This is a genomic window from Simiduia agarivorans SA1 = DSM 21679 (assembly GCF_000305785.2).
GTDB classification, from domain to species: domain Bacteria; phylum Pseudomonadota; class Gammaproteobacteria; order Pseudomonadales; family Cellvibrionaceae; genus Simiduia; species Simiduia agarivorans.
The window spans coordinates 903,387-929,401 of record NC_018868.3 but is presented as its reverse complement, the minus strand read 5'-3'; the positions used below and the strand labels follow the sequence as shown (position 1 = coordinate 929,401).

The following is a 26,015-nucleotide window of genomic DNA, read 5'->3' as shown; positions in this document are numbered from 1 at the left end:
GTCTTATAGGGTAGATTCTGGGCCATTAAAAACAATAACCGTTGGGGTGTTCATGTCTTATCCGCTCGTAGTGTCTCCGTTATACATAGCGCTGTGTGGTCTTTTGGTATTGGTTCTGGCCATTCTGGTGGTGCGCGCCCGGCTTAAATTCCGCGTAGGCGTTGGCGCCGGCGGGCATCCGGAACTGGAGCGGATTATCCGGGTGCACGGCAATGCCGTTGAGTATATCCCCATGTCACTGTTACTGATTGTCGCGCTGGAAGTCACCGGCGGCGCCGCCTGGTTGATTCACCTGATGGGGAGCATGCTGTTCGCTGGCCGTTTGCTGCACGTATGGGGGCTGGGGCACAGTGCCGGTCCTTCCAAACCGCGCCAATTGGGCATTTTGCTTAACTGGCTGGTGATTCTGGTGTCGTCCATGTTGGTGCTCTGGCGCCTGCTGTCGGGCGCCTGATTGAATCCGGCTTCACAGTTGCCATTCAGACCTGAGCTGATCGCACCAGGTTTGAATGCGCGCCTCGCTTTCCTCAAATTGATTTTCATCGTCCAGTGCCAGGCCGTAGAAAAGCTGGCCGTCAGACGTTAACGCTTTTGACGCTTCAAACTCATAGCCCTGGTTGGGCCAGTAGCCCGTGGGTAGCGCACCCCGCACAACCAACTTGTCGTGCAGATATCCCATAGCATCCAAAAACCACTCAGGGTAGCCGACTTGATCGCCCTGCCCGAACAGGGCGACAGGTTTGCCGGTAAAATCCACCGTATCCAGTTCTGGCCACCGCTCTTCCCAATCCTCCTGCAGTTCACCATAGTCCCAGGTGGGGATGCCCATAATTATGTAGGGGTAGGGTTGGACGTCTGCCAGAGGACTGTCAGCGAGATTGATCAGGGTAACCCGGTCTGCGCCGAGATAATCGCGGATTTTTTCGGCGGTCATTTCTGTGTAGCAGGTGGAGCTGCCGTAAACCAGTGCAATGGGGGTGGCACTCACAGCTGATCGCTCCAGGTGCTCAGCCATTGCAGGGCGTCGGCCTGCGGGTCTGTGCCTGACATGGCGTCCAGAATGAGAGGGTCTCCGTCGCGTACTGCGCCTATGTCGGCCAGTGCGGTATCCAGACGATGGCCGGCTTCTGCAAATGTTGGGTAGCAGCTGTCACCCAGAATCACTAAGCGGTAGTGGCGACCGGCGATGCGGGGGAATTGGCTGGTCAGAGCCTCGTAGAAGGGTTGGATGTTGTCGGGCAGGTCTCCGGCACCGGTATTGGATGTGCAAAAAAGCCAATAGTCCTGCGGCCTGTCTGTCAGGTCGCTGATGCGCGGGCTCATCTCAACCCTTGCGGTGTGCCCGGCGTCATTGAGCGCTCTCGACAGCGCTTCGCCCACGCCTTGTGCCGTGCCCATGACCGTGCCAACAAATATCGTAATATCAGCCACTTTTACTACTCTGCCGTGTTCAAAGGGCAGGCATTTTAATCTTTATTGCGCGCCCGTAAAACCCAGCTGCCGCCATGCTTCAAAGGCCATGATGGCGACAGCATTCGACAGGTTCAGGCTGCGTGAATTGGCGCACATGGGAATCCGGAGCACCTGTTCCGGCGGTAAGCTGTCTCTGATATCTGCCGGTAACCCCCTTGATTCAGGGCCAAACAGCAACCAGTCACCGGGCTTGAAGCGGGCGTCGGTGCAGGTCCGGGAGCCTTTGGTCGACAGGGCGTAAACCCGCCCCGATTCGCGCTGCTGGCAAAAGGCTTCCCAGTTGGCGTGTCGGGTGACATTGGCCCATTCGTGGTAGTCGAGGCCCGCACGCCGCAGCTTTTTGTCGTCAAGGGCGAAACCCAGCGGTTCGATCAGATGCAGCTTGGCCCCGATGTTGGCACAAAGGCGGATGATGTTGCCGGTGTTGGGCGGAATTTCCGGTTCAAAAAGCACGATATTCAGCATCTTTACCTTTCTTATAAAAAGCCTGACAACCTTGCGGGAAGTTATTGATAAAACTACATTTATAACTAATCGTCAGCTATATTACCTGAAATAACCGCTGTTCTTGGACACATTGACGCAAAGCGTTGTTTTTCTATGTTCTGCCAGCCACAACTCCGGGGGTAGAGATTGTTTAAATCGCTGTTCAGTCGCAAAGGCCCCGCAGGCCTGTGTGGTCTTCAGATCCAGGGCGGCAATCTGCTGCTCGCGTTTGTCAGTGGCGCAGGAGAGCGTATTGCGCTCGACTGTTGCGAGGTGTTGGAGGCCGGAGATTCCTGGTCTGGCCGGGCTGAATTGTTGGCGCAAAAAGTCAGGGAGTCGGGCTTGGCTCAGGCGCGATGCAATCTGGTGTTAACGCCGGAGCAGTACCAGCTGTTTATGATGGAAGCGCCCAAAGTCCCCGCGGAAGAATTGCGGGAGGCTGTTAAATGGAAAGTAAAGGACCTGGTCAGCGAGCCTCTGGATCAGGTTGTTATCGATGTCATGTCCCTGGCCGACGATTGTGGCCGGGCAGGTCAGCGACTGATATATGCCGTGGTGGCCAAGCGCGAATTTATCGAGGCGGCGATTGCTCTGGTGGAAAAATCGGGCTTGGTACTGGAAAGCATCGATATTGACGAAATGGCGGTTCGCAATCTGGGCGTTCGGCTGGCTGCTGATAAACGCGGCGTGGCATTGGTGGTTTTGCGCCAGGGGCAAGGCAGTCTCGCATTGGTCAAAGAGCAGCAGCTCTATCTTTCCCGCTCTTTCACCATTAATTATGCCGGTGGTCTGCTGGACGACATCCCCGAAGAGGCATTGATTCTCGAATTACAACGTTCATTCGATTACTACGAACGGCAATTGGGGCAAGTCCCGCCCGCGACAATTGTTCTGATGGGGGAGCACGTGACATCGGATAAGTTGCAGGGGCAATTGGCCGACGCCTTTGGTGCCCAGGTGCAGACCCTGGACATTGCACGTTGGCTCGAAGACAACGAGCGATACGACGAGCTGGTGCTGCAGCAATGTGCCAGTGCCCTGGGCGCAGCGTTGCGATCAGAGGAGGCCGTATGAGTGCTCAGCAGGTCAATCTTTACCTGCCGGAACTGAGGCCGCGCCGCGAATGGCTGCTGTCTTCTCAGGCTTTGCTTTTTGCGCTCGCATTTGTCGTTCTTCTGCTGCTGCTTTCCGTGTGGGGCGGCATTAAAAATGCCGATTTGGATCGTGAGCTCCGGCAGGCCAAGCAATCTCTGGTAGAGGTTGAGGCTGCAGTAGTGGCCATGAGCGCAAAAATTCCACCGAGCCGGTCTGCGTTAATTCAGCAGGAGATCGCCGCGCTTAAGGCAGAGCTCGCTTCCCGTGAGCGGATTTACACCTTGATTCATCAGCAGAATCTGGGCAACAGTGACGGATTTGGCGAACCCCTGCTCGCGTTGGCCCGCCAGCATCAGAGTAACCTCAGTATTGATCGGTTCGCCTTGGCCCACGGCGGTCGCCAACTGTATCTGGCGGGCAACGCCATCAATCCGGAGGCACTGCCCCAGTATATTCAGCGTTTGCAAACTGAGCCCAGTTTACAAGGTGCCCGTTTTGGCCGGCTGGTGATAGAACGAGAAAACGCCAGGCAAGTACGGTTCAACACCGGCCCTGAACCAGCGATTGCGGGGGCGAGGAAGTGAGTTATCAACAGTACCGTGAAAAATTCGATGCGCTTCAGATGCGTGAGCGCGTGTTGGTGCTGTTTGTCGCGATAGCGTTGATCTACGCATTGTGGACATTGTTAATTGATGATTCGCAAAGCCGTCAATACGTCCAGCTTAATCAGCAGCTCATGGCAACCCACACAAAATTACAAGAACAGCGATCGGCCCTGGCGCTTGCCGAGGTCACCGTAAATGCTGATCCGGATGCTCAGTTAAAGCGCCAGGTGGCGCAGCTCCAATCCGATCTGAATGCATTGGATGAACGCTTGAGTGAAGCCGCAGTGGGGCTGGTGCCGGCAGCAGAATTGCCGCGCATACTGGAGGCCATGGTGAGTCAGACCAGCGGTCTGAAACTGCTGCGATTGGAAACGCTGCCGATAGAACAGCTGCAGTTGGTTGAGGTGACGCAGGCACAGGCTACGGGGCCGAGTACCGGGGTTTTTCGTCACGCTGTACAGGTGGAATTGAAGGGAACCTATTTCGCCGTGCGACAGTACGTGCAAGCGTTGCAATCGCTGGACTGGCGGTTTTATTGGGACAGTTTGGAATACGAGGTGGATATTTATCCTGCCGGCGTGGCCAGATTGGTCGTGTATACCTTGTCTACCGAGCGGGGAGCTGTGGGTGAATAATGCGGTGTTGGTGTTTGGCGTATTGATGCTCGCTGGGGCGGAATCCCTGGCAGAAACGGCGTTATCTGACCCGACGCGCCCATTGAATTTTGCCGCCAGTCCTCAGGTGAAGCAATTTGCGCTGACCTCGATATTCAGAAAACCAGCGGGCAGTGCCGCCATAATCAATGGTCGCCTGATTTCGGTCGGGCAAACGGTGGATGGCGTGGAATTGATCAGTGTGGGTGAGTCCAGTGCCACCATTAAAACAGATTCGGGTATTCGCACCTTAACGATGCATCGCGCGGTTAAGCGTTGATAAAAAGGGTTATCAGTTGATGAACAAAGTCGGTTTTGCCAGGTGTACACGTTTTCCGGTCGGTGTGTTGGTAACACTGTTGCTGGTGGCTTGTACATCATCCACCCGCGAAGCAGAGTTTCCTATTGAAAATGCCCTGGAGGTAGTTGATTCTGCTCCGCCAAAAACTGCGGTGCCCGAAAGCGTGAGTAACGCCTTGCTGGGAGGCAAGAACGAAGTGGTTGCTGCAGTGCCGAGGTTTGATGTTTCTGTTCATCAGGTGAACGCAAAGGATTTCTTTCTTGGGTTAATTGATGGCACTGGCACAAACGTCGTGGTGCACCCAGGCGTTGAGGGCAAGCTTTCGCTTAACCTGAAAGATGTGAGCGTGAGAGAAGTGTTGGAAGTGGCCAGAGATGTGTATGGCTACGAATTCAAAGAGCGCAACGGCATTTTTACCATTTATCCGTTGGAGTTTCGTACCGAGCTGTTTCCAATCAACTATCTGGATGTGCGCCGTGTAGGGGTTTCAGATATTTCCGTCCCGGTGGGGCGCCTGGATTCGGGGTCGTCGAATAGCAACAACGGTAGCAATGGCAGCGGCAATAGTGGAGGCCAGACCCAAAACCCCAATTTGCTTGGCATGTTTGGTGATGGCAAGTCCGGCAACGGCAGCAGTATTGCTGCGGGCTCCCATATTCAAACCTTGTCCAAGACCGATTTCTGGAATTCATTGCGGGAAACATTGGTGGCAATCATAGGGGGGGAGTCTGATCAACGGCGCGTGATGATTTCGCCTCAGGCCGGTATGGTCATTGTTAAAGCGTTGCCGGGCGAGTTGTTTGCGGTCAGGGAATTTCTCGAGCGCTCCGAAATCACTGTCAAGCGTCAGGTGATTATTGAAGCAAAAATATTGGAAGTGCGTCTGAGCGATGAATTTGCTGCGGGTATTAATTGGGATGCCATCAGCGGGCAGTTGCTGTTGGGTCGTAATGTCACCGAGTTCGAAGCCCCCAATACCATTACCACGGCGGCTGAGAGTGGGGAAATTTTCGCCTCTCTGTTAAAGGTCAACGATATATCTCAGCTGTTGGACCTGCTGGAAGAGCAGGGTAATGTGCAGGTGTTGAGCAGTCCGAGAATCTCCACCGTTAATAACCAGAAAGCCGTTATCCGGGTGGGTACCGACGAGTTTTTTGTGACAGGGCTGTCGAGTAATACCGTGTCCAATGCCTCTTCAACCACCAATACGCCCAATATCGACCTATCCAGTTTTTTCAGCGGTATTGCGCTGGACGTGACGCCGCAGATAGCCGCATCCGGTGACATTGTACTGCATATACACCCGGTGGTCTCCAGCGTAAAGGATCAGGAAAAAAACCTCACCCTGGGCGATCAGAAGTTTTCTCTCCCATTGGCGGTGCGTGATATCCGCGAAGCCGACAGTATTGTGCGGGCTGAAAGCGGACAGGTGGTGGTGCTGGGTGGTCTCATGCAGGAACAGCTGTTGGAAGTTGATGGGAAAACGCCGTTGTTGGGTGATGTGCCCGTTGTGCGGGGCATGTTCAACCGGCGCGAATACCGCAAAGTCAAAACCGAGTTGGTCATTATGCTGAAGCCCACCGTGGTGGATCCCAGTACTTATGCCAATGATGTCAATGCCAGTCGTGAACGGGTGAAAGCGCTGGGTGGTGAGTACCGCGATATGTTTAAAAAGGAGTGATCTTGTACCTGGATCAGTTTGGCTTGACTGAAAGCCCGTTTTCCCTGACACCCGACACTCAGTTTTTTTTTAATAAACTGAGCTACCGATCTGCGCTCAATATGCTGGTAAGCGCGATCAAGAATAATGAAGGATTTGTCAAAATTGTGGGTGAGGTGGGTACTGGCAAAACCCTGCTCAGCCGCAAGTTGTTGGCCCAGCTCGATGAGTCCTTTCACGTTATTACTATTGCCAATTCCTATCTGACGCCGAATGAATTGAAAGGTCTTGTTGCGCAGGAAATCGGCGCGCATACCAAACCCGATATGCCGGCTTATCAGTTGATGTCATCCATTTATCGCGCCTTGCTGGAGCTGGTTAAAAAGGGTAAGCAAGTGGTGCTGGTAGTGGATGAGGCACAAGCGATGCCCAGGGATACACTCGAAGCGCTGCGCTTGCTCTCCAACATGGAGACAGACAAACACAAGCTAATGCAGACAGTATTGATCGGACAACCGGAACTGGACCAGCTTTTGGCTCGCGCTGATCTTCGGCAGCTCAGTCAGCGCATTGCGTTTTCCGCTACATTGTCGCCTTTAAGTTCAGCTGGTGTTGCCGAGTATGTGGATTTTCGCTTGGATTCAGCCGGCGCCAAGTCGGAGTTGTTCAGTGGTCCCGCCAAGCGACTGCTCTATTTAGCGTCCGGTGGTGTACCAAGGTTGGTCAATTTGCTGGCGCATAAGGGTTTGATTGCCGCGGCAAGCGCGGGCGTCCAGAAAGTGGGTTATCGGCATGTGCGCGCTGCGATAAACGATTCGCCCGAGGCAAAACCGTTAGGGCGTGCCATCGCACTGGGCGGTTTGTGGTTGTTGCCACTGGCCGGTGCCGGTGCCGGTGTCATGGCGTCAATCCAGCTTGGGACGTTACTGTGATGGATACAGCAGCGTTGACGGCGTTACAGCAATCGGAGCGCACTGTGCAGAGCCAATACGTTGCGCCGATTGAATTGAGCTACCGGGGGCGTGGGCGATTCTGGCTGAGTGTATTCTCCTTGCTGGTTTTTTGCCTGGGCTTTGCCGGTCATCAATTTTTCCTTCAGCTGACGTCGGCTCCGGTCGTTGCTCAGGCGCCGGTGCCCAACGAATCACATCAAGCGCACAGTGAAAAAGTGCTGGCAATGGGGTCGTCTCCAACCCAAGAGGTCAAGGTGGTTGCGGAGAGCCAGCGCACCCAGACCTCGACAGGCGCAAAGCGGACCCTAGTCGATACCTCAGAAAGCAATACCCCGTCGCAAGAACCCTCAGTCGTGATTGGGCAGGCTGAACCAGCGCCCTCAACGGTAGAGGTTAATTCACAAGAGCTGCAGCCCGACGTTAAGTCAAACGATCAGCAAACGCTTATGCAGATGCAGTTGGCATTGCTGCAGCGCAATGCAGCCGCCGCGTTGGAGCGCGACCGATTATTGACGCCGGCCCATGACAACGCGGTGTTTTATTACCAATCCATGCTGGCGCTCGATAAGGCCAACGTCGTGGCTGAAGACGGCTTGCGCGCAGTGGCTGCACGTTACATAGAGCTTTCTGAAACTTTATTGGCAAGGGGAGATGATGCAGCCGCTGCCGATATGCTGGCCAAAGCGGAACAGGTTTATCCGGGAAGTTCGGCGTTATTGGCAACGCCGGCTGCCGGGCGCACGCCGGTCAGGCTTGCCCGATCGACGGAGGTCGTGGCCCGCAATAGTCCGGCAGCAGTGCAGCGTGCGCCAGCGGTTACGCTGTCCGCCGCCAGCCAGCGCGCGCAGTTGCTGAATCAGGTACTGTCTCTGAGTCAGCGGGGGCAACATCAGGCCGTTGTGGCATTGCTGGAGCCGCAGGCGGATAACGACAAGACGGATGTGGCGCTGTTGTCGGCGTTGCATGCTGCTTATCTTGCCACCGGCAATGCAGACAAGGCGCAGGCGCTCGCGCAACGTGCCGGGATGCCTTCGCATGTGGCCAGTCTGATGCGCGCCCAGCAGTCGGTGGCCAATAATGACTATGCGTCGGCGATAGGAGAGTTGGAGATGGCACCACCGGCTCCGTCAGATAACCCTGAATACTTTACCTTACTGGCCGGGCTCTATTATGAGACCGGGCGGCATCAGGATTCCCAGTATCTGTACCGGGAGTTGCTCAAGCAGGATACCCGTAATGGACGTTGGTGGCTCGGTTATGCGGTTGCCTCTGATGCGCTCAACCATACAGACACATTGATGGCTTATCAGGGCGCGTTGAAGTATTTGCTTAAAACCGATTCCGCGCGACAGTACGCCGAACAGCGGGTGAGTCAATTGTCCGGTAAGCAGGGGCTTAACTGATGCAGACACGGCAGAGAATCAGAATAGGGGACTTGTTGGTCTCCAAGGGCATGATTACCGAAGCCCAGTTGGAACAGGCGCTGCAGGAACAGAAAATGTCGGGCCGCAAACTGGGCCGGACCCTGGTTGAGATGGGCTATGTGGACGAGAATGCCATGCTCAACTTATTGTCGTCCCAGCTGAAAATTCCCTTTGTGGAGTTAAAACAGTTCCGTTTTGATCGTGAGTTGATCCAGACCCTGCCGGAAACCCAGGCTCGACGATACCGGGTTATGCCGTTGAGCGAAAATGCGGATGGCATATTGTTGGGGATGGCGGATCCAACGGACATTTTTGCCCTTGATGAACTGCAGAAGTTTATCAAAAAGCCTATTAATCCTGCCGTGGTCAGGGAGTCTGAGCTGCTTGATGTGCTCGATATTGCCTACAGCCACAAGCAAGAAATCGCCAACCTGGCCGAGGAATTGGACACCGAGCTGGAGGATGATGCTGTCGATCTGGCCGATGTGGTCACCGATGCCGGTCTGGAAGAAGCCCCGGTCGTCAAATTACTGCAGCACATTTTTGAAGATGCCATTAATGCCAAGGCCTCGGATATTCACATTGAGCCTGACGAAACCGTGTTGCGAATCCGGTTGCGTATCGATGGGGTCCTCACCGAGCAGGTCATGAATGAACGGCGCATTGCCGCGGCGTTGGTTGTGCGACTGAAGCTCATGTCCGGCCTGAATATTTCGGAAAAGCGTCTGCCACAGGACGGACGGTTCAACTTACGGGTGAAACGCCGCAATATTGACGTCCGCCTGTCGACCATGCCTGTTCAGTTTGGCGAGTCAGTGGTGATGCGTTTACTCGATCACACCGAAGGTGTCCGGTCTTTGGAGCAGGTGGGAATGCCGGCGCACATGCTGGTGAAATTCCGCGAACTTATCCAGCGACCCAACGGCTTGATTCTGGTGACCGGTCCTACCGGTAGCGGTAAGACCACGACACTCTATGGCGCCTTGTCTGAGTTGAATACGCCGGATAAGAAAATTATTACTGTAGAGGACCCGGTTGAATACCGGCTTTCACGTATCAATCAGGTGCAGGTGCACGAAAAAATCGGACTGGATTTTGAACGGGTGTTGCGGGCAACTCTCCGCCAGGATCCGGATATATTGTTGGTGGGTGAGATCCGCGACAGCGCCTCGGCCGAAATCGCCCTGCGGGCGGCCATGACCGGTCACCTGGTGTTGTCGACTTTGCACACCAACGACGCGGTCACATCGGCGTTGCGGCTAATCGATATGGGGGTAGACCCTTATCTGGTTGCGGCGTCCTTAAAGGCTATCGTCGCGCAGCGCTTGGTGCGGCGCGTGTGCGAAAGTTGCAGCGCGCCTTACACGCCAAACGCCAATGAAACTCAACTCATTAAAATCGGTCAGCGACGCTATGGGATGCAGGGCGATAATTTGCGCAAAGGCGCGGGCTGCCCACACTGCTTCAATACCGGTTATCGCGGGCGCATTGGTGTGTTTGAGTTGTTGGAAATCAATCATGGAATGGCTGATGCATTGCGCGAAAATGACGTGCGCGCGTTCAACCGGGTGGCACACGAAAGGCCTGACTTTCAACCGCTTATGTTCAGCGCTTTGGCCTTTGCTTTAGAGGGCATCACCACGCTTGAGGAGGTGCTGAGAGTCTCAGCACAAGTAGAAGATGAGGTCGACGAGGTGCCGGAGGTAGTCAGTCAATGACGGCTTTCCGGTTTATCGGCCGCGATGCGGATGGCACCAAAATTACCGGCGAACTGGAGGGCGTGAGCCGTGAGGCGATTGCGACATCCTTGTTGAATCGCGGGATTATTCCCATCGACATTCATCAGACCACTCAGGGTGAGGCCTGGACGGAAACCCTGGAAGAGGCACTTGCCAGTAAGCGGGTTGAAACGTCGGACCTGATCATGTTCTGCCGGCAGATGTATACCATTACCAAGGCCGGCATTCCCATCATGAAGGGTATCCAGGGGCTGGCCCGGGCCATGAAACACCGGCATTTCCGGCGGGCGCTGGAAGATATCGTAAAACGACTCGAATCCGGTGTGGAGCTTTCCAGCGCCATGCGCCACCACGGCGACATTTTCGATTCGTTGTTTCTATCCATGATTGTGGTGGGCGAGAACAGCGGTCGGCTTGAGGAAGTGTTTGACCAGCTCAGTTTCTATCTTGAGCGCGACCTGGAAACCCGGAAGTCGGTGAAGTCAGCGCTGCGTTACCCTTCCTTTGTATTGATTGCCCTGGCCGTGGCGATGGTAGTGATCAATATCTGGGTGATTCCGGCGTTTGCTGCCATGTTTACCAAGTTTGCCGCCGAGTTGCCTTTACCGACGCGGATTCTGGTGGGCGTATCTGACTTTTTTGTTGCCTACTGGATGTACATGCTGGTGGTGGTGATTGCTGTTGCAGTGGCCGCCCGGCAATACCTCAAGACCGATGAAGGCGCAAAAAAATGGGGTCGATTGAGCCTGCGCTTGCCGATTGTGGGAGATATTCTTGAGCGAGCCACCATTGCCCGCTACTGTCGCGCGCTTGCCCTGATGTTGCAATCCGGTGTGCCGATCGTCAAGGCTATCGACCTTTGTGCGCAGGCGATCGACAATCCTTACCTGGCAGAAAAAATTCAGAAAATCCGCTCGGGCATCGAGCGCGGTGATTCGCTGACCCGAACCCATAATGCCAGTGGCATGTTTTCTCCGCTGGTGATGCAGATGATTGCTGTGGGAGAAGACAGTGGCCAGGTGGATCAGTTGCTGGCTGAAGTGGCCGGCTATTATGAGCGTGAGGTGGACTACGACCTGAAAAAAATCGGCGACCGCATTGAACCCCTTCTTATTGTGGTTATGGCTGGCTTTGTTCTGGTGCTCGCATTGGGCATATTCCTGCCTATGTGGGAGATGTACAGCGTACAAAAACAATGAACCTGAATCTGTCTGGGCGCTTTGGATTATTTGAGCTGATTGTGGTGGTGACGCTCATAGGCGTACTGTGGGCTGCCGGCGCACGTTATTACGGTTTGGTCATGGACGATGCCCGCCGGACCGGATTTGAAGCGCAAGCCAGGGCTTTCACTTCTGTGGTGGCAATGATCCATTGGAGCTGGGCTGCGGGTGGAACCAATATGCAGCCCGCAACCCAGAGTCGGGATGCGATGGTGCTCATTGATCAGCAGCCGTTGTATGTGAATCGTTACGGTTGGCCGACCCATGCCAGTGAAAACCTGAGCCTCCAACCCGTGCGGGCAGAGGGCTGTCGTCAGGTATGGGATACCATCATGCAAAATCCCGGCAATACCCGGGTTAAAGCAGAGCACACGAGCCCCGACGGTATAATCAATGTGAGCGTGGTCGACGCCAGGCGATGCCGGTACGAAATACTGAGCCCCGGCGGGATTCACAGTTGGTTTGACTATGATGTGATCAGCGGGCGAATTGACGTGGTCAGCGGTCGTTAGCATAGCAAGGCCACAAAAGGGGGCGAACTAATGCGTCAAAAGTCGAGGGATTCCGGTTGGTAGGGCGTGATTCTTAATGTAGACTCTTAAGTTATATGGAATAACGTCGCATAACCGCTATGCTTATTCAAAGGCATGGTGGCCCGAGGGCCGGAGGCCCCATTGATCATTGGTCTGAACCTTGTTTTACAGGGGTGAATAACGGGACCGACAGGTCCGAATGACATGATTTGGAGATAGTCCATGAAAAAAATGCAATCCGGTTTTACCTTGATCGAACTGATCGCGGTGATTGTTATTCTGGGTATTCTGGCTGCGACAGCCGTACCGCGTTTTATCAGCTTGCAGGATGATGCGAGCTTTGCGGCTATGCAGGGTGTTGCGGGCGCTATCGCCAGCGCGAGTGACTTGAACGTGGCCGCAGCACGTACACGTGATGCAGGGGTGTCTGCTGGCAGTACCACTATCGTTGATACATCGGCAGGTTGTGTGCCTGCGACAGTGAATGGCGACGCATCTAATCCAGGATTGTTACGGGAAGCTGTCAGTAAACTCGTCACTACTAATACGTCTGCTAATGGCGAGTATGTAATAACCGGAGGTGCATTCCCAGCTACTGCATCTACTGGTGATACGCTCCTATGCACACTGACCCTGGATGATAGTACTACGGCAATTACTACATTTACTCTGTCGTTTGCAAATTAGTGTCTATGCTTGCTTGCGATGAAATCGGCTCTCGGCTTCACGCTAGTTGAACTCATAGCGGTTTTGGCGCTCGTGGGTGTGTTATCCACTGTAGCCTTTACGCGTTTCAATGCTGGTTATGAGTCCCAAGTTCAACAAAGCCGCGACCAATTGGTTGCGGCTTTGTTTTTTGCCCAGCAGTTAGCAATGGATCGCTCAGGTAACGTACAGCTTGTCACCAGTAGTAACCAATTTACGGTGACCTTAGATGGGGTCGATGCCCGGTCCGGGGGCTATGCATTTCCGGTTAATCTGCCTGCAGGCATTTCTCTTACCCCGGCCAGCTTTTCTTATAACCGCCTGGGCGAGACAAGCGCTGCGGCACTGGTGCTCAGTCATAGCGATGGCGCAACGGTAACGGTGAATGTGTCGGCCTCCGGTTATGCGAACTAATCAGTCAGGCATATCACTGATTGAATTGGTGGTCTTTATCGCCATTGTCGGGATAGCGCTGGTCGCGATACTCAATGTGTTCAATCAGAGTATTCGCGCCAGTGTTGATCCTATGATCAATATCAAGGGCATCGAGATGGCGCAAGCGCAGCTGGACCGAGTATTGGCTCGTAAATTTGATGCCAATACGCCTACCGGCGGCGTACCCGCCTGTGGGTCGGCGGAACCGGGCGCAGTGCCCTGTGCCGGTATTGTGCCCGATACCGCTTTCGATGATGTGGGAGATTTTAATGGCGATGTGCTTGTCCCCGAACCCGGTTACACCTTAACCACCCAGGTGGTCGAAGCGGGTGCTGAAATCGGCTTGGCAAATCCTCAAGCGAGGCGCATTACTGTTCAGGTGGATTTGCCTGGCGGCGAGTCCATACAGCTGTCCGCCTACAAGGTTAATTTCTGATGCGTAGGGCAGCGGGAGCCACGTTGGTGGAACTGGTTATTGTGCTGGTGGTTCTGGGTATCGTCGCTGCACTCAGTAGCAGTTTTGTGGTGACTGCCGTCACCGCCTATAACCAGGCAGCAGAACGCAATAAATTGATTCTGCGAGGGCGCGCCGTGATTGAGCGGATGCACCGGCAATTGCGCATTGCGTTGCCCTATTCGGTACGCATTTCGGCCAGCGGTAATTGTCTCGAATTTATGCAGCTCACGGCAGGTGCGAATTATCTTGGGCTCTTGCCTGACGCCAGCAATGGCGCGCCGGCGACCAGTGTGATTGATACCGCGCCCTTTGTGCTTGGCTTGGGCAATGCGAGCCATGTGGCGGTTGGCGCGATGGCAGCCAGTGAAATCTATACTACCGCAACGGTGGCGTCCCGCACCGGTATCAGTGGTTTAAACGGGTCGCCAGCGACACAAATCAGTCTTGCATCGGCGCACCGTTTTATCCGTAACTCTATCAACGAGCGGGTGTACCTGATGAAAGATCCCGAGCGGTTTTGTTTCGAGGGCAATAGTCTGTTGCACTACAGTGGCTACGGGCTGTTGACCGGGCTGCTGACCGATGCAGATCCGGGTGGACAGCGTGCATTGTTGTCAGAAGATATCAACGCGGGTGCGCCTACGTTCAGTTTGTCTCCCGCCACCGAGTCAAGAAGTGCATTGGTCGATGTCAATTTCGGGGTTTCCCGCAACGGAGAAACTGTGTCATTCAATCAACAGATGCTTATTCGCAATGTTCCATAGACAGCGGCAGCGTGGTTTTCTGATGCCTTTGGCCATTTTTATCATTGTGATTATGGCCGGCTTCGCAATTGCGATGGCAAGGACAACTGCCCAATCCAATACCAGCGTGATACAGACCGCCATCAGTGTGCAGGCATTTTATGCAGCAGACTCTGGCGCGCAGTGGGGGTTAAATCGCTTGTTTTATCAGGCTGTGCCGTTAACCCGAGCCGGTGTCGACGCTGCGTGTGCCGGTCTCGCCGGTGCCTCTGTGGCATTTTCTGCACCTGGCTTGAGTGGGTGTGAAACACAGTTGCAGTGCAGTCTGTCAAATGACCCCGCGAATACCACCAGTTATTACCAGGTGACCAGTAGTGCGGTATGCGGTACCGCGCCCGTAATGGCTGAACGCACGGTACAAGTATCGAGTTATATGCGATGAAAATACCAAGCCGATTTTTTTACTTCTGGTTATTGTTTGTCGCGCCAGCGGTTGTGGCGCAGGATTGTACCGCTATTTTCCCGGACGGTGTGTCGAGCAGTCATAACAGTGGCAATATCATTTTCAGAGACTCGTCCATTCTGTATAACTCGCCGGATAATATCCTCGATACCCGTAATCTTTCGGTACCTACATACAATACATTGAGTTGTAACGGTTCCATTTGCAGTAAGTCCAACAATACTGTACCAGAGGGCACGGCTCTCTCAATGCCTAACGCCTCGAACGTCAATCTGGGTTACCGGGAGGTGAGGACGCTGTCGCCGGGTGCCTATGGTAGTGTCAATATGGGTTCCGAATCTGTTTTACGGTTTCAGCCAGGTGATTACACTTTTTCAGGCAGTTTTTCCATGGCCTATTTAAGCCGTCTTGAAATGACCGCTGATGGCAGTGCGCGGATTTGGGTTAAACAGGATTTTACGGTTGCGAGTCAGGCCCAGGTTGGAACCAATAATTTGCAAAGAACCTTTTTTGTCTATTCGGACAGGGATATGGTTTTTTCTTCACCGTCGCAGTCTTACGGGATTTTTTACGCAAAGCGCAATGTGAATACCAGTAATCAGACGCGCATAAACGGTGCCGTAACGGCCAGATCGACTATTGATCTTGGCAGTGCCAGTTACGTGATTTTTGAACCCGACCGAATTCAGCTCACGGATTTTGGCAGTTTTTGCACATCCTCCGTTGTGTTGCCTGCGCCGGTAGCCGAGTATCAATTGGAAACGCTGTGGACCGCGAGCCCCGGTGATGTGATTGACAGCAGTGGCAATGATTTGCACGGCCGGGCCGTAGCTTATTCAGGAAACCTGCCATCCAACGATAATGCCAACCCAGCTTTGTCTGGTGATCCTGGTACCTGCCGCTACGGCATTTTCAACGGTACATCATCTGGTCATTTGCGGATTGAAGACAATGCACTGTTGGATATACCCACCAATTTATCGGTTGGTGTTTGGGTGTACCCCACGGCATTGCCCTCGGGTGGCGGTTTGTACACCATTGTATCCAAGGATGAAAACTTTGAATTTCATCTGAATTCAGCGGGTCGGGTGTTCTGGTGGTGGGGCGGTGGTTCACGTTCGCTGACGACGTCGGCCTCAGTACCGTTGAACCAATGGTCTCATATCACCATCACCTACGAAGTGGGTGAGCAGAAAATTTTTATCAATGGGGTTCAGGCAGCGGTTACAAACTACAATGGCAATATGACCCAAAATGGTGACCCGCTTTTAATCGGCACCGATCTTAATTTTAATTCGCGAAATTTTCGTGGCCGTATCGATGAAGTAGTGGTTTTCCGGGAAACCCTGAGTGCGGCCCAGGTCCAATTGCTGGCCACCCGTCGGCATGCCTGTGGGGTGGGGCCACAATTAACCGGGTTTTTGATTGACGTGGGCGCAGGCAATGCCAGCGTATGTGCACCGCGCTCGATCAGTATCAGCGCGATGGACGGCAATAATGTCATCCCCGATTACAGTCAACAGGTATCCATTACTACATCCACCACTAACGGCGATTGGTCAACCGGACCCGCCAGTCCCGATCCCGCTCAGGGTACATTGCTGCCTGGCAGTGCTGATTCCGGCGTGGCCAGTTATCAGTTTGTGTCAGCCGACGGGGGTAGCGTCGCTCTGATGTTGAGTAATCAGCATGCGGAGTCTTTGACAGTGACCGTGACCGGGCCCGGCGCTGTCAGTTCTACCAGTACAGTGCTGACCTTTGCCGAAAACGCGTTTGATTTTTCTTACACGGATTCTCTCGGCAATGATGTGGTGGCCGGCCGCGATCACGACGCCCGGGTCAGTATGCTACGCCGGGACGCCAGTGTGCCTGATGGCAATTGCGGCCCGGCGCAAAATTATAACGTTGTTTCGATCAAGGCCTGGTGGGAGCGCAATGGGCAGGACCCAGGCGGCGCGCTGCCGGTCATTCGCAATTCGGTGGGGGCACTGATCACCCTGCCCGAGACTGAGCCGAGCGCAGCCAACACGGCACTCAATTTTGCATCGGGTGTGGCCGATTTCGAATTGGTCAGCGGTGATGTGAGTAAGTGGCGGCTGAATTTTAAGGACGATGCGTCCTCCTATTCGGACCAGGCGATTCTCGGTGACTCCGGCACCCGTGTTGTCCGTCCCTTTGCCTTTGATGTCACGGCTGTGGGCAATCCGGCCGGGGTGACCCCAACCGATCCGGCCTTCATGGCGGCTGGCATCAATTTTACGGTCAACGTGCGCGCTGTGCTTTGGCAGGCCTCTGACGATTTTGATGACGATGGTCGGGCAGACGGTCACAATGATGGCAATCCGTCGACGGGTGCCAATTTGAGTGACAATGCTGTGGCGCCTTCCTTCGGTTTGGAAAACCCGGCAGAAGCCGTGCGCCTGTCATCGGTGTTAATCGCGCCGTCCGGTGGTAATGACCCGGGCCTCGGCAATGGCGCGTCTGCCGGTGATGGCCGCCTTGTTGAGAGCTTTGGTGCCGGTGTGGGCCAAACTACTGAGGTGTATTTTGCTGATGTGGGCGCGATTGAGCTGAACGGCGCTGTTGCTGACGGGGATTATCTGGTTTCGGGCAGCCGGACCGACAAGATTCTTGGTTCTGCCTACGTGGGTCGGTTCATACCGGCCGGATTTCAGTTAACCGGGGCACTGCTGAACGAGGCGTGTGGCAGTTTTACCTATATGGAACAACCGTTAACCGGCTCGTTCAGTCTCACCGCGGTGAATGGCCGGCCAGCCCCGGCGACAACAGCCAACTATCAAGGCGCTTACGCCCGCTTGTCCGAATCAATGGGCACGCTTGAATATGGCGGCTTGCTGGGCACCGCCAATCAGTCGCCCAGGCTGGACAATACCAATGATGTGACGCAATTAGTCGGGTGGAGCGCGGGTCTGGGCCAGTTCACGATAAACAGTCTGGTGTTCAAGCGGCAGGCTTCGTCTGCGCCCGAGGCGCCCTTGGCCGGATTACAAATCGGGTTAGCCGTGGCGGATGCCGATGGCGCGACCTTTACTGATGCCAGCCTTGATATTGACGTGGATAATAACGGCGCCGACGATCATGCCCTGCTTGGACAAACCGATCAGCGTTATGGCCGGTTGCGCGCGCGGGATGCGTTCGGACCTGAATCGGCCAACATTCCCATGTTCTGGCAAACGGAGTATTACAACGGCAGCCAGTTTTTGCGCAACGGCGATGACAGTTGCACCCAGATTGCATTGGATCAGGTCAGTTTTGTCGGCGCCAGTTACAGCGTCGATCCGGTTTCGGATACGTTAACGGTTACCCATTCGGGCTCAGGTATCAGTTCAGTGTTTGATTTCGGTAATCCATGGGGTGCTGGCGCCTGTGGGCTGACGGCAACTGCGATCGAAATGTGTGAGGGCAATGCCGGACGTTGGTATGGCGCTACCGGCGCCACGGTGGATTATCCGATCGATATTAACCTGGCCAATTACCCGCACCTGCGGTTCGACTGGAATGCGGATGGCGATCACAGTGACGCCAGCCATCCGCGCTTTACGGTGAATTTCGAGAGCTATCGCGGACATGACCGGGTGATCTACTGGCGTGAACAGCTCACGCCGTGAGTGTGTGCCGGGTGTGTGCAGGCTCAGTGGGTGAGGGCGACGTCCGGTTGCTCCAGCTCAATGTCTACTGCCAATTCGTCTGCAATCTGATCGAAGGTGTCCTGTAATTCATCCAGGTCACTGTCGGCAGGTACCTGGAGGGCAGCGTGGACCTGGAACATGGGTTCGCCGGACCAGGGCATACTGGAGTAGTCGGTATTCAATTCTTCAACATTGATGTTGCGGCTGCTCAATGCTTTGGCCACCTCGCGCACAATGCCCGGGCGGTCAGCGCCCACCAGACTGATGCTGACCAGCCGCATGGCCTCCGTGACTGGCGCTTCCTCAGCCACGTCCACCAATGTTTTGATACCTTGCTGGTTGAGTGCCGCCAGGTCGGCCTGGAGCGCGTCGAGCTGTTCCGAGCCTACCGAGACCAACAGCAGGCCGGAAAACTTACCCGCCAGACTCACCATCCGGCTTTCTTCCCAGTTACCGTCGCGGGCTGAGACGACTTTGGCAAGGGTTTCCACGATACCGGGTTTATCTTTGGCGATAACGGTAATGATCAGTTGGCGTTTCATGCGATGTCCTTGGGCTGTGAAACCGATAATCTGAGTGTAACGTAAGCTGTATGACAAATCAGGTCTTTGACTTGAGTCCGTGACGCGATTAGTGTGGTGCGTCATCAGAAACCTGCATGGAGATTGCTATGAATCTGGTTATTAAAGGCCTTTGCGCCGCCGCTGTACTGACTGTATTACCCTTGCAGGGCTTGGCCCAGTCCCTGTCTGATGCGGTGGCAGGGGAGCATCGTGCCGAGGCCAATGCTGCACGCGACGACTTCCGTCACCCGCAAGCGACCCTCGAGTTCTTTGGGGTAAAAGCGACCGATAAAGTGGTCGAAATTTCACCCGGCGGTGGTTGGTATACCGAAATTCTGGCGCCCTATTTACGCAATGGCGGGGCCTTGTATGCGGCCCATTTTCCGGCCGATTCGGACGTGGGTTACTACCAGCGTTCACGCAAAGGCTTCCTTGAAAAGCTGGCTGCTACGCCTGCCGTCTACGACCAGGTAAAAGTCACAGAGTTCGTGCCGTCAGACGCGTCCAAGGCTGTGCCGCTCGGTCAGGCAGACAAAGTGCTGACGTTCCGCAATGTACATAATTGGGTAAAAGGCGGCTTTGGTGAGCAAGCTTTCAAAAGCTTTTATGACATGTTGGCACCGGGTGGTGTTTTGGGTGTGGTCGAGCACCGGGCCAAGCCTGGCACCTCATTGGAAACCATGAAAGTGTCCGGTTATATGACAGAAGCTGAAGTGATCCGTCTGGCGCAGTCTGCTGGTTTTGTACTCGATGCCAAAAGCGAGATCAACGCCAACAAAAAAGATACGGCAAACCACCCCAAAGGGGTTTGGACGCTGCCGCCCACCTTGGCTCTGGGTGACGAAGACCGGGATGCCTATCTGGCCATCGGCGAAAGTGACCGCATGACGCTGCGCTTCAAGAAGCCGGAGTAACGCTTGATCATCATTCCCCCCGAACAACTCAACCAGGACACCTTGGATGCGCTCATAGAAGAGTTCGTTACCCGCGATGGTACGGATTATGGCGTGGAAGAGGTGGTATTGGCGCGCAAGGTCGAGCAGGTTCGTGACCAGCTCAAGCAAAAGCGAGTGCTGATCGTGTTTGATCCGGCTTCGGAACAGGCCAACATCCTGACCCTGGAGCAATACCAGTCACTGTCAGACGGTTGATTGTTGGGTTTGATTCAACCAGGCGGGCTATAATGCCCGCCTTGTTAGTTGAGTCGATAAGCCTGTGAGTCACACTGATCACTATCTCCTGAACACGCCAGATGTGCCGGTGGCCCGTTTGTTGTTGGCGCATGGTGCTGGTGCAGCCATGGACAGCGAGTTCATGCATCACCTGGCCTCTGCGCTGTGCGAGCGGGATGTGGCGGTGGTGCGCTTCGAATTTCCCTATATGACCGAACGACGGGCGACCGGGACGCGTCGTCCACCCAATCCGTTTGCCCGGATTGTCGAGTGCTACGAAGGCATAGTGGACCACTGGCTTCGGGACCCGGTCCCGTTATTTGTCGCCGGTAAATCCATGGGCGGCAGGGCAGCTGCCAGTATCCGCAACACGGGGGTTGTAGGTGCTTTGGCCTACGGCTACCCGTTGCATCCAGCTGCGAAGCCCGAGTCTTTGCGCTTGGCGCCTTTAATCGATCGGAGCAGTGCACTGTGTATCGTGCAGGGTGAACGCGATAAGCTGGGCGATAAAACCCGGTTTGAAGCGCTCGGCCCCTGGCCGCAAGTGAGTATCGAATGGCTGCCTGACGGGGATCACGACCTGAAGCCACGCGTGCGCACGGGCTATACCCATCTGGATCATATTCACCGTGCGGCGGACATCACACGGGCTTTTATCGGACGGCAATTATCCCAATGTTGAATCATTTGTTTATTCACTGTCGCGGCGGCTTCGAAAGCGAATGCGCGGCAGAAATCACCGACCGGGCTGCGGCGTTCGGTATCTTTGGTTACGTCAAAAGCAAGGCCCATACGGCCCACGTTATTTTCGTCACGCAGGCACCAGACGGTGCGCAGACATTGATAGAGCAGATGCCGTTTGAAAGTCTGATTTTTGCACGTCAATGGTTCGCCGCACCTGCACCTCTGGTACAACTTGCGCCTGATGATCGGCTGACACCTATTCTGGATTGTGTGAAAACCTTGCCTTTTGCGGCGTCCTGGCAACTCGAAACCGTGGATACCAACGAGGGAAAAGGCTTGAACAGCCTGACCAAAAAATTGGCCCAGCCGCTTACCCGGCTATTGGAAAAGCGTAATCTGTTGCGACGCAAGAGTCCCTGGTCGCTGCACTTGTTATTTACTGCCACCGATGAAGCCTGGGTTGGCTTGTCGCCGCTCGACAACCATTCTCCCTGGCTGATGGGCATTCCGCGTCTTAAATTACCCAAGGAATCACCCAGCCGGGCCACACTTAAACTTGAAGAAGCCTGGCACCAGTTTATTCCCCGGGATCAATGGGATCTTCGTTTGGCGGCCAGCATGACCGCTGTAGATCTGGGCGCGGCACCGGGCGGTTGGACCTGGCTGCTGGTAAGCCGCGGTATGTTCGTGCAGGCGGTGGATAATGGCCCCATGCAACAGGCGCTGATGGACTCAGGACAGGTTGTTCACCAGCGGGAAGACGGCTTTGTGTTTGAGCCGCGCAAGCCGGTTGACTGGTTGGTATGCGATATCGTTGATAAGCCCGCGCGGACATTGGCCATGGTATTGCACTGGTTTGTGCAAGGGCATTGCCGGCAGGCCATTTTCAACCTGAAACTACCCATGAAGCAGCGTTATCAGGAAGTGCAGAAACTATTGGCGCGCCTGACCGATGAATCTGCAGCAGCTGGGGTGCCGCTGCAGGTGCGGGCCCGTCAACTTTATCACGACCGGGAAGAGATCACCGTTTACGCACAGGTGACGGATTAGCCGTTATCAGTGGCTTAGCAGCGTAACTTTTTCTGGTTCGGCTAAGGTGGGGTTGATTTGGTTGAGCATCGAGCGACGCTCCTCGCTTTCAGCCCATACCTGCCAATCCCGCGCAGTGCGGAATTTACACAGAACAAACCGACGCATGGGGTTGTCCAGGTCGCTGAAAGTTTCACCGCTGATGAAACCCGGGGCCTGAAATGCCTGGTGCAATGTCGAGCGGGCGGCGCGCTCGTAGGTTTCCGCCATATCGTCGGCAATCAGCCGCTCAATCAATACGCGAATCATGGTGCTTCCTTATGTTCCGGTCGACACCATAAGCCGGAAACCGGCAGCTTTCAAGCGCCAGTCTGGGGTAGAATGCGCGCGGAGTTTGCAATGAGAAAAAGCGCCATGAGTACGATTCCCGAACACTGGCAGGCGTTAGCCCAACACACCCTGGATGCGAGTGGCCTCATGTGCCCGGAGCCTGTGATGCTGCTGCACAACGTCGTGCGCGATGCCACCAGCGGGGAAGGCATCATCGTGATTGCTACTGACCCCTCCACCGAAAGGGATATTCCAAAATTCTGTCAGTTTCTGGGGCACGCGCTGGAACAGCGTACCGAAATAGACGGTACCTACTTCTACTTGCTGCGCAAGGCCTGATCGAGCGGGAGAGGCCCCGCTCAATTGAGCGTTAATTCAGGTGCTTTGTCAGGATTCGTCCACCAGGGCAGAGATGGCGGCCATGGCTTCCGGGTCCTGCGATTTGATCTTGTTTGCGATCATGTGTTGGAAGTAATAGCGGAAATCAGGGCAGGTTTCCGCAGCAAAGAGGCAGTCATCGCCGGGCAAAACAGGCGTAGACATGACCAGATCGGGGTCGACCAGCATGCCTTCAACAGTGCCGTCGTTCAGCAGTCGCCAACTTACCACCTCGGACAGGGTCAGGCTGTGCGAGCCCCGCTCGGACAACACAGCATGTGTACCAATTGTGTCGGGGATTTCTTGCACTAACGCTTTCGGATCAGGGCTGCTGGCTTCGTAATACTCCGCCGCCGATTCCAGTTCAACGATTTTGTGAATAGGCGGATCAAAAAATATTTCCTCGATACCGGGGTCGTAGTAACCCTCAAAGGTGCCGTTGAGTGGGTCTTTAATAGCCGGACACGCAACCAGCTTGTTCAGCCAGGGTACCAGACCGACCACTTCGCCATTCTCCCGCAAGGCCCAGCAGAGTATTTTCAGGCTGAATAATTTGTTTTTGTGGGTGTCGTTGGAGTAGAGCATTTCCAATCCGTCGAGCTCTGGGGAAATGCGGATGAAGCGCTCGCGTTGAGCTTCCAGAAGCGGCCTGCCGGTGAACAAATCGATGACGTTGCTGTTCGGTCGCGATAATGCGTCACTCATAAAACACCTCCAACTGCGTTGGCCTTTCGGGCTCAAGGGTTTAATGGGTAGGGCAATTCTACGTTACGGGGTTTAGAACCGCTACACAAGCGGTCCGGATTAGGCCATACTGCTGTTATTCCACTTGCGTCTAACAGCAGGGTTCCGGGGGCCTATGGCAACCTGGCTCTGACCGCAAGCTGGCCAAATTGGCGCTTTTTTAAGCGCAGCCTTGGGGCAAATGTTCCCTCATTTTGCTTCGTGTTTGCCTTCTACGCTCAAAAAATCATGGATATAGCTAAAAATTCTAACGGTCCCGCTAAACGCTGGCTGGTGGACGCTTCCATCTATATCTTCCGCGCTTATTTTTCTTTGCCGCCTAATTGGGAAAGCCAGAATGGCTACAGTACCGAGGCGGTGTATGGTTTTACCAGTTTCCTTTTGGATTTACTCGCCGCTCAGCCATCCCATGTGGGTATGTGCTTTGATGAAAGCCTGGAGACGGGTTTCAGACACAGACTTTACCCAGAATACAAATGCAGCAGGGCCTTGCCGGACGCGGCGTTGGCTTTTCAACTGGCCGCGTGCAGAGAAGTGGCAGAAGTGTTGGGTTTTGCCTGCTTTGCCAGCGAAGAATACGAGGCTGACGACCTGATCGGCTGTTTGCTGACCCAGTTACACGGTGAACCCGATCCTGTGGCCATCCTCACCCGGGATAAAGATCTGGGGCAGCTGCTGAAGCGCCCGCAGGATTACCTTTGGGATTATGCCGCTGATAAAAAAAGCTATGCAGAGGACATCTATCAACGTTTTGGTGTGTGGCCTGAACAAATGGTGGATTACCTGGCATTGGTGGGCGACAGCTCGGACGACATTCCCGGGGTCCCCGGTATCGGTGCAAAAACGGCAGCAGGTATTCTGGCTGCAGGTGATATCGCCCATCACCTCGGGCATCCGGATGTGCTGGCCAGCTTGCCGTTACGCGGCGCAAAAAACCTGGTACACAAATTAACCGGGGCGCGAGAGCAAATTGCTCTGGCCCGACAATTGGCTGCGATAGTGGTAGATCAGCCAATCATACGTCACCGGGATCAGCTGTTGCCAGGCCGGATTGACATGGACGATGCGGTGGCGACGCTGAACGCCTTTGGCATCGGGCGCCTGGAAAAAAAGCTGCGGCGCGTGTGCGCATCAGCCGGGAATTAGCCTTATGAATGACAAAAAACGGATATTGGTTGATGAAAATGTTCCCGACGCCGAGCACTGGTTCGGCCGCTTGGGTGAGGTCCGGCGCTTCAAAGGTCGCGAGCTGCAGGCCGATGCTCTGCGCGACGCTGATGCGCTGATCGTGCGTTCGGTGACCCAGGTTAACGAAGCGTTGTTAGCAGAAAGTCGCCTGGATTTTGTAGGTACCTGCACTATTGGTTGTGATCATGTGGATCAGGCGCTGCTTGAGCGCAGGGGCATTGGTTTCAGCAATGCACCGGGCTGCAACGCAAATTCCGTTGTAGAGTATGTTTTCGCTGCACTGGCACAGTTGAACGTCAATTTTACCACCAGCGCATTTGGCATTGTGGGTGCGGGCAATGTGGGAGGCCGGCTGCTTGATCGCTGTACCGCACTGGGCATATCTGCCTGCGCCTACGATCCGCTGTTGGATCAGCAGGATTCCCGTCTGGTTTCACTGGCAGAGGTTTTTGCGCAACCGATTGTCTGTATGCACGCGCCCCTTACCCGTGATGGTGTTTTTCCCACCTACCATATGATCGGTGAGGAGCTGCTGGATCGCCTGCCGGAATCGGCGGTATTGATCAGTGCCGGGCGCGGTCCGGTCATAGACAATGCATTATTGTTGGCGTTTAAACGGCGCCGGCCGGATGTTTTGCTGGTACTGGATGTGTGGGAATATGAACCCTGGGTTGACCCGCATTTGCTGCACCTGGCAGAAATCGGAAGCCCCCACATTGCCGGTTATTCGCTCGATGGTAAGTTGGCGGGTACGCGCATGGTATTTCAGGCCATGTGCCGGCATTGGTCGATGGCAGAATGGGCCGATTCGGAACAGTTTGACGCTGCGAATGCCACAGGTCCTCTGCCGCCATTGAGCCCCGGGGACTGGGCGGATGTGCGCGAGCAACTGCTCAGCGCGTACCCGATTGCCGACGATGATGCACGCCTGCGCGCGATGGTGGCGCAGGCCGGAAACGAAACAGAGATCAAGCAGGGCTTTGACCAGCTGCGCCGGAGCTATCCCGAGCGTCGCGAATTCCGTTTTCATCCGCTGCCAGCGTGCGGACTGTCCGACGCTGCAAGACAGTGGTTACACTTGTTCGGCTTTGGTCAGCTTGGATAAGACGGATTCGATCATCGCCTGAGTGAGCGGAATCTCTTTTCCAAATTGATTGACCATTTTCGCGTTGGTCAACGCGAGCATCAGGCCTCTGCTGACATTGCGCGGCAGAGTGCGGGGAATGGCCGGCAGCGGCTTACGAAGGGCTAAGGGCGAAATGCGATGCTCTGTCATACTGACTCCTGCTCTAATACTGCATGATCGCCAGTTAGAGAGTGGCAGGTCGGTTT

At 54.8% G+C, this 26,015-nt stretch carries 31 protein-coding genes; 24 read left to right on the top strand and 7 right to left on the bottom strand.

Going from position 1 to position 26,015, the window contains the following annotated elements; all coding sequences use genetic code 11:
• Positions 1-52 precede the first annotated feature (52 nt).
• Positions 53-454, top strand: a complete 402-nt coding sequence (locus M5M_RS04280; protein WP_015046239.1) for an MAPEG family protein — start codon at positions 53-55, stop codon at positions 452-454.
• A 12-nt stretch (positions 455-466) separates the two neighbouring features.
• Here the strand turns inward: M5M_RS04280 and fldB are convergent, their stop codons facing one another.
• The 3 genes from fldB to trmL are packed head-to-tail and all read right to left on the bottom strand — an operon-like array spanning position 467 to position 1,938.
• Positions 467-988, bottom strand: coding sequence for a flavodoxin FldB (gene fldB / locus M5M_RS04275; RefSeq protein WP_015046238.1), 522 nt, complete (start codon positions 986-988; stop codon positions 467-469).
• Positions 985-1,431 (bottom strand): flavodoxin domain-containing protein, encoded by a 447-nt coding sequence (locus M5M_RS04270; protein WP_015046237.1) that lies wholly within the window; start codon positions 1,429-1,431, stop codon positions 985-987. Before M5M_RS04270 ends, fldB begins: the two co-directional genes overlap by 4 nt.
• A gap of 42 nt (positions 1,432-1,473) precedes the next feature.
• Positions 1,474-1,938, bottom strand: coding sequence for a tRNA (uridine(34)/cytosine(34)/5-carboxymethylaminomethyluridine(34)-2'-O)-methyltransferase TrmL (trmL, locus tag M5M_RS04265; RefSeq protein ID WP_015046236.1), 465 nt, complete (start codon positions 1,936-1,938; stop codon positions 1,474-1,476).
• A 168-nt stretch (positions 1,939-2,106) separates the two neighbouring features.
• On the opposite strand from trmL, the gene pilM reads away from it, so the two are divergent.
• The 16 genes from pilM to M5M_RS04185 all read left to right on the top strand — a co-directional run bounded on the left by pilM (position 2,107) and on the right by M5M_RS04185 (position 18,574).
• Entirely contained in the window at positions 2,107-3,033 is a 927-nt protein-coding gene (gene pilM / locus M5M_RS04260; protein WP_015046235.1) for a type IV pilus biogenesis protein PilM, read from the top strand.
• Positions 3,030-3,638 carry a hypothetical protein gene (locus tag M5M_RS04255; RefSeq protein ID WP_015046234.1) on the top strand — a complete coding sequence of 203 codons (609 nt, stop codon included), beginning with the start codon at positions 3,030-3,032 and terminating at the stop codon, positions 3,636-3,638. The genes pilM and M5M_RS04255 overlap by 4 nt, the downstream gene beginning before the upstream one ends.
• The gene (locus M5M_RS04250; protein ID WP_015046233.1) at positions 3,635-4,294 is read left to right on the top strand and encodes an FtsB family cell division protein; all 660 of its coding nucleotides are present in this window, start codon (positions 3,635-3,637) and stop codon (positions 4,292-4,294) included. The genes M5M_RS04255 and M5M_RS04250 overlap by 4 nt, the downstream gene beginning before the upstream one ends.
• Positions 4,287-4,592: a hypothetical protein gene (locus M5M_RS04245; RefSeq protein ID WP_015046232.1), complete on the top strand. Its 306-nt coding sequence runs from the start codon at positions 4,287-4,289 to the stop codon at positions 4,590-4,592. The genes M5M_RS04250 and M5M_RS04245 overlap by 8 nt, the downstream gene beginning before the upstream one ends.
• Before the next feature lie 19 nt (positions 4,593-4,611).
• Complete coding sequence (gene mshL, locus M5M_RS04240) at positions 4,612-6,294, top strand: pilus (MSHA type) biogenesis protein MshL (RefSeq protein WP_015046231.1); 1,683 nt, start codon at positions 4,612-4,614, stop codon at positions 6,292-6,294.
• Positions 6,295-6,296: 2 nt separating this feature from the next.
• Positions 6,297-7,205, top strand: coding sequence for an ExeA family protein (locus M5M_RS04235; RefSeq protein ID WP_015046230.1), 909 nt, complete (start codon positions 6,297-6,299; stop codon positions 7,203-7,205).
• Entirely contained in the window at positions 7,202-8,629 is a 1,428-nt protein-coding gene (locus M5M_RS04230; RefSeq protein WP_144062385.1) for a tetratricopeptide repeat protein, read from the top strand. Before M5M_RS04235 ends, M5M_RS04230 begins: the two co-directional genes overlap by 4 nt.
• A complete protein-coding gene (locus M5M_RS04225) occupies positions 8,629-10,368 on the top strand; it encodes a GspE/PulE family protein (RefSeq protein WP_016389214.1) in 1,740 nt (579 codons plus the stop codon). Before M5M_RS04230 ends, M5M_RS04225 begins: the two co-directional genes overlap by 1 nt.
• Positions 10,365-11,588 carry a type II secretion system F family protein gene (locus M5M_RS04220; RefSeq protein WP_015046227.1) on the top strand — a complete coding sequence of 408 codons (1,224 nt, stop codon included), beginning with the start codon at positions 10,365-10,367 and terminating at the stop codon, positions 11,586-11,588. The genes M5M_RS04225 and M5M_RS04220 overlap by 4 nt, the downstream gene beginning before the upstream one ends.
• Positions 11,585-12,121 (top strand): type II secretion system protein, encoded by a 537-nt coding sequence (locus M5M_RS04215; protein ID WP_015046226.1) that lies wholly within the window; start codon positions 11,585-11,587, stop codon positions 12,119-12,121. Before M5M_RS04220 ends, M5M_RS04215 begins: the two co-directional genes overlap by 4 nt.
• Before the next feature lie 243 nt (positions 12,122-12,364).
• Positions 12,365-12,829: a type II secretion system protein gene (locus tag M5M_RS20945; protein WP_015046225.1), complete on the top strand. Its 465-nt coding sequence runs from the start codon at positions 12,365-12,367 to the stop codon at positions 12,827-12,829.
• 18 nt (positions 12,830-12,847) lie between these two features.
• Complete coding sequence (locus M5M_RS04205; RefSeq protein WP_015046224.1) at positions 12,848-13,261, top strand: type II secretion system protein; 414 nt, start codon at positions 12,848-12,850, stop codon at positions 13,259-13,261.
• Positions 13,251-13,718 (top strand): type IV pilus modification PilV family protein, encoded by a 468-nt coding sequence (locus M5M_RS04200; RefSeq protein ID WP_015046223.1) that lies wholly within the window; start codon positions 13,251-13,253, stop codon positions 13,716-13,718. The genes M5M_RS04205 and M5M_RS04200 overlap by 11 nt, the downstream gene beginning before the upstream one ends.
• Entirely contained in the window at positions 13,718-14,503 is a 786-nt protein-coding gene (locus tag M5M_RS04195; protein ID WP_016389213.1) for a prepilin-type N-terminal cleavage/methylation domain-containing protein, read from the top strand. The genes M5M_RS04200 and M5M_RS04195 overlap by 1 nt, the downstream gene beginning before the upstream one ends.
• 73 nt (positions 14,504-14,576) lie before the next feature.
• Positions 14,577-14,924 (top strand): MSHA biogenesis protein MshP, encoded by a 348-nt coding sequence (locus M5M_RS04190; protein ID WP_144062383.1) that lies wholly within the window; start codon positions 14,577-14,579, stop codon positions 14,922-14,924.
• Positions 14,921-18,574 carry a LamG domain-containing protein gene (locus M5M_RS04185; protein ID WP_016389212.1) on the top strand — a complete coding sequence of 1,218 codons (3,654 nt, stop codon included), beginning with the start codon at positions 14,921-14,923 and terminating at the stop codon, positions 18,572-18,574. Before M5M_RS04190 ends, M5M_RS04185 begins: the two co-directional genes overlap by 4 nt.
• A 23-nt stretch (positions 18,575-18,597) precedes the next feature.
• On the opposite strand, the gene M5M_RS04180 is transcribed toward M5M_RS04185, so the two are convergent.
• Complete coding sequence (locus M5M_RS04180; protein ID WP_015046219.1) at positions 18,598-19,137, bottom strand: glycine cleavage system transcriptional repressor; 540 nt, start codon at positions 19,135-19,137, stop codon at positions 18,598-18,600.
• A 128-nt stretch (positions 19,138-19,265) separates the two neighbouring features.
• On the opposite strand from M5M_RS04180, the gene M5M_RS04175 reads away from it, so the two are divergent.
• From M5M_RS04175 to rlmM, 4 genes are all read left to right on the top strand, one after another.
• Positions 19,266-20,072: a class I SAM-dependent methyltransferase gene (locus M5M_RS04175; RefSeq protein ID WP_015046218.1), complete on the top strand. Its 807-nt coding sequence runs from the start codon at positions 19,266-19,268 to the stop codon at positions 20,070-20,072.
• A gap of 3 nt (positions 20,073-20,075) precedes the next feature.
• The gene (locus M5M_RS04170) at positions 20,076-20,309 is read left to right on the top strand and encodes a YheU family protein (protein ID WP_015046217.1); all 234 of its coding nucleotides are present in this window, start codon (positions 20,076-20,078) and stop codon (positions 20,307-20,309) included.
• 64 nt (positions 20,310-20,373) lie between these two features.
• Positions 20,374-21,012: an alpha/beta family hydrolase gene (locus tag M5M_RS04165; RefSeq protein WP_015046216.1), complete on the top strand. Its 639-nt coding sequence runs from the start codon at positions 20,374-20,376 to the stop codon at positions 21,010-21,012.
• Positions 21,006-22,064, top strand: a complete 1,059-nt coding sequence (rlmM, locus tag M5M_RS04160; protein ID WP_015046215.1) for a 23S rRNA (cytidine(2498)-2'-O)-methyltransferase RlmM — start codon at positions 21,006-21,008, stop codon at positions 22,062-22,064. The genes M5M_RS04165 and rlmM overlap by 7 nt, the downstream gene beginning before the upstream one ends.
• A gap of 6 nt (positions 22,065-22,070) precedes the next feature.
• Here the strand turns inward: rlmM and M5M_RS04155 are convergent, their stop codons facing one another.
• Positions 22,071-22,352 carry an antibiotic biosynthesis monooxygenase family protein gene (locus tag M5M_RS04155; protein WP_015046214.1) on the bottom strand — a complete coding sequence of 94 codons (282 nt, stop codon included), beginning with the start codon at positions 22,350-22,352 and terminating at the stop codon, positions 22,071-22,073.
• Positions 22,353-22,442: 90 nt separating this feature from the next.
• Between M5M_RS04155 and tusA the strand changes: the two genes are divergently transcribed.
• A complete protein-coding gene (gene tusA, locus M5M_RS04150; RefSeq protein ID WP_244431059.1) occupies positions 22,443-22,712 on the top strand; it encodes a sulfurtransferase TusA in 270 nt (89 codons plus the stop codon).
• 48 nt (positions 22,713-22,760) lie between these two features.
• Here the strand turns inward: tusA and M5M_RS04145 are convergent, their stop codons facing one another.
• A complete protein-coding gene (locus M5M_RS04145) occupies positions 22,761-23,456 on the bottom strand; it encodes a hypothetical protein (RefSeq protein ID WP_015046212.1) in 696 nt (231 codons plus the stop codon).
• Between the two features lie 267 nt (positions 23,457-23,723).
• Between M5M_RS04145 and M5M_RS04140 the strand changes: the two genes are divergently transcribed.
• Both M5M_RS04140 and M5M_RS04135 read left to right on the top strand, forming a co-directional pair.
• The gene (locus tag M5M_RS04140) at positions 23,724-24,641 is read left to right on the top strand and encodes a 5'-3' exonuclease (RefSeq protein WP_024330226.1); all 918 of its coding nucleotides are present in this window, start codon (positions 23,724-23,726) and stop codon (positions 24,639-24,641) included.
• A gap of 4 nt (positions 24,642-24,645) precedes the next feature.
• Positions 24,646-25,788, top strand: a complete 1,143-nt coding sequence (locus M5M_RS04135) for a 4-phosphoerythronate dehydrogenase (RefSeq protein WP_015046210.1) — start codon at positions 24,646-24,648, stop codon at positions 25,786-25,788.
• On the opposite strand, the gene M5M_RS04130 is transcribed toward M5M_RS04135, so the two are convergent.
• Positions 25,756-25,959: a hypothetical protein gene (locus M5M_RS04130; protein ID WP_015046209.1), complete on the bottom strand. Its 204-nt coding sequence runs from the start codon at positions 25,957-25,959 to the stop codon at positions 25,756-25,758. The genes M5M_RS04135 and M5M_RS04130 overlap by 33 nt on opposite strands.
• Positions 25,960-26,015 lie beyond the last annotated feature (56 nt).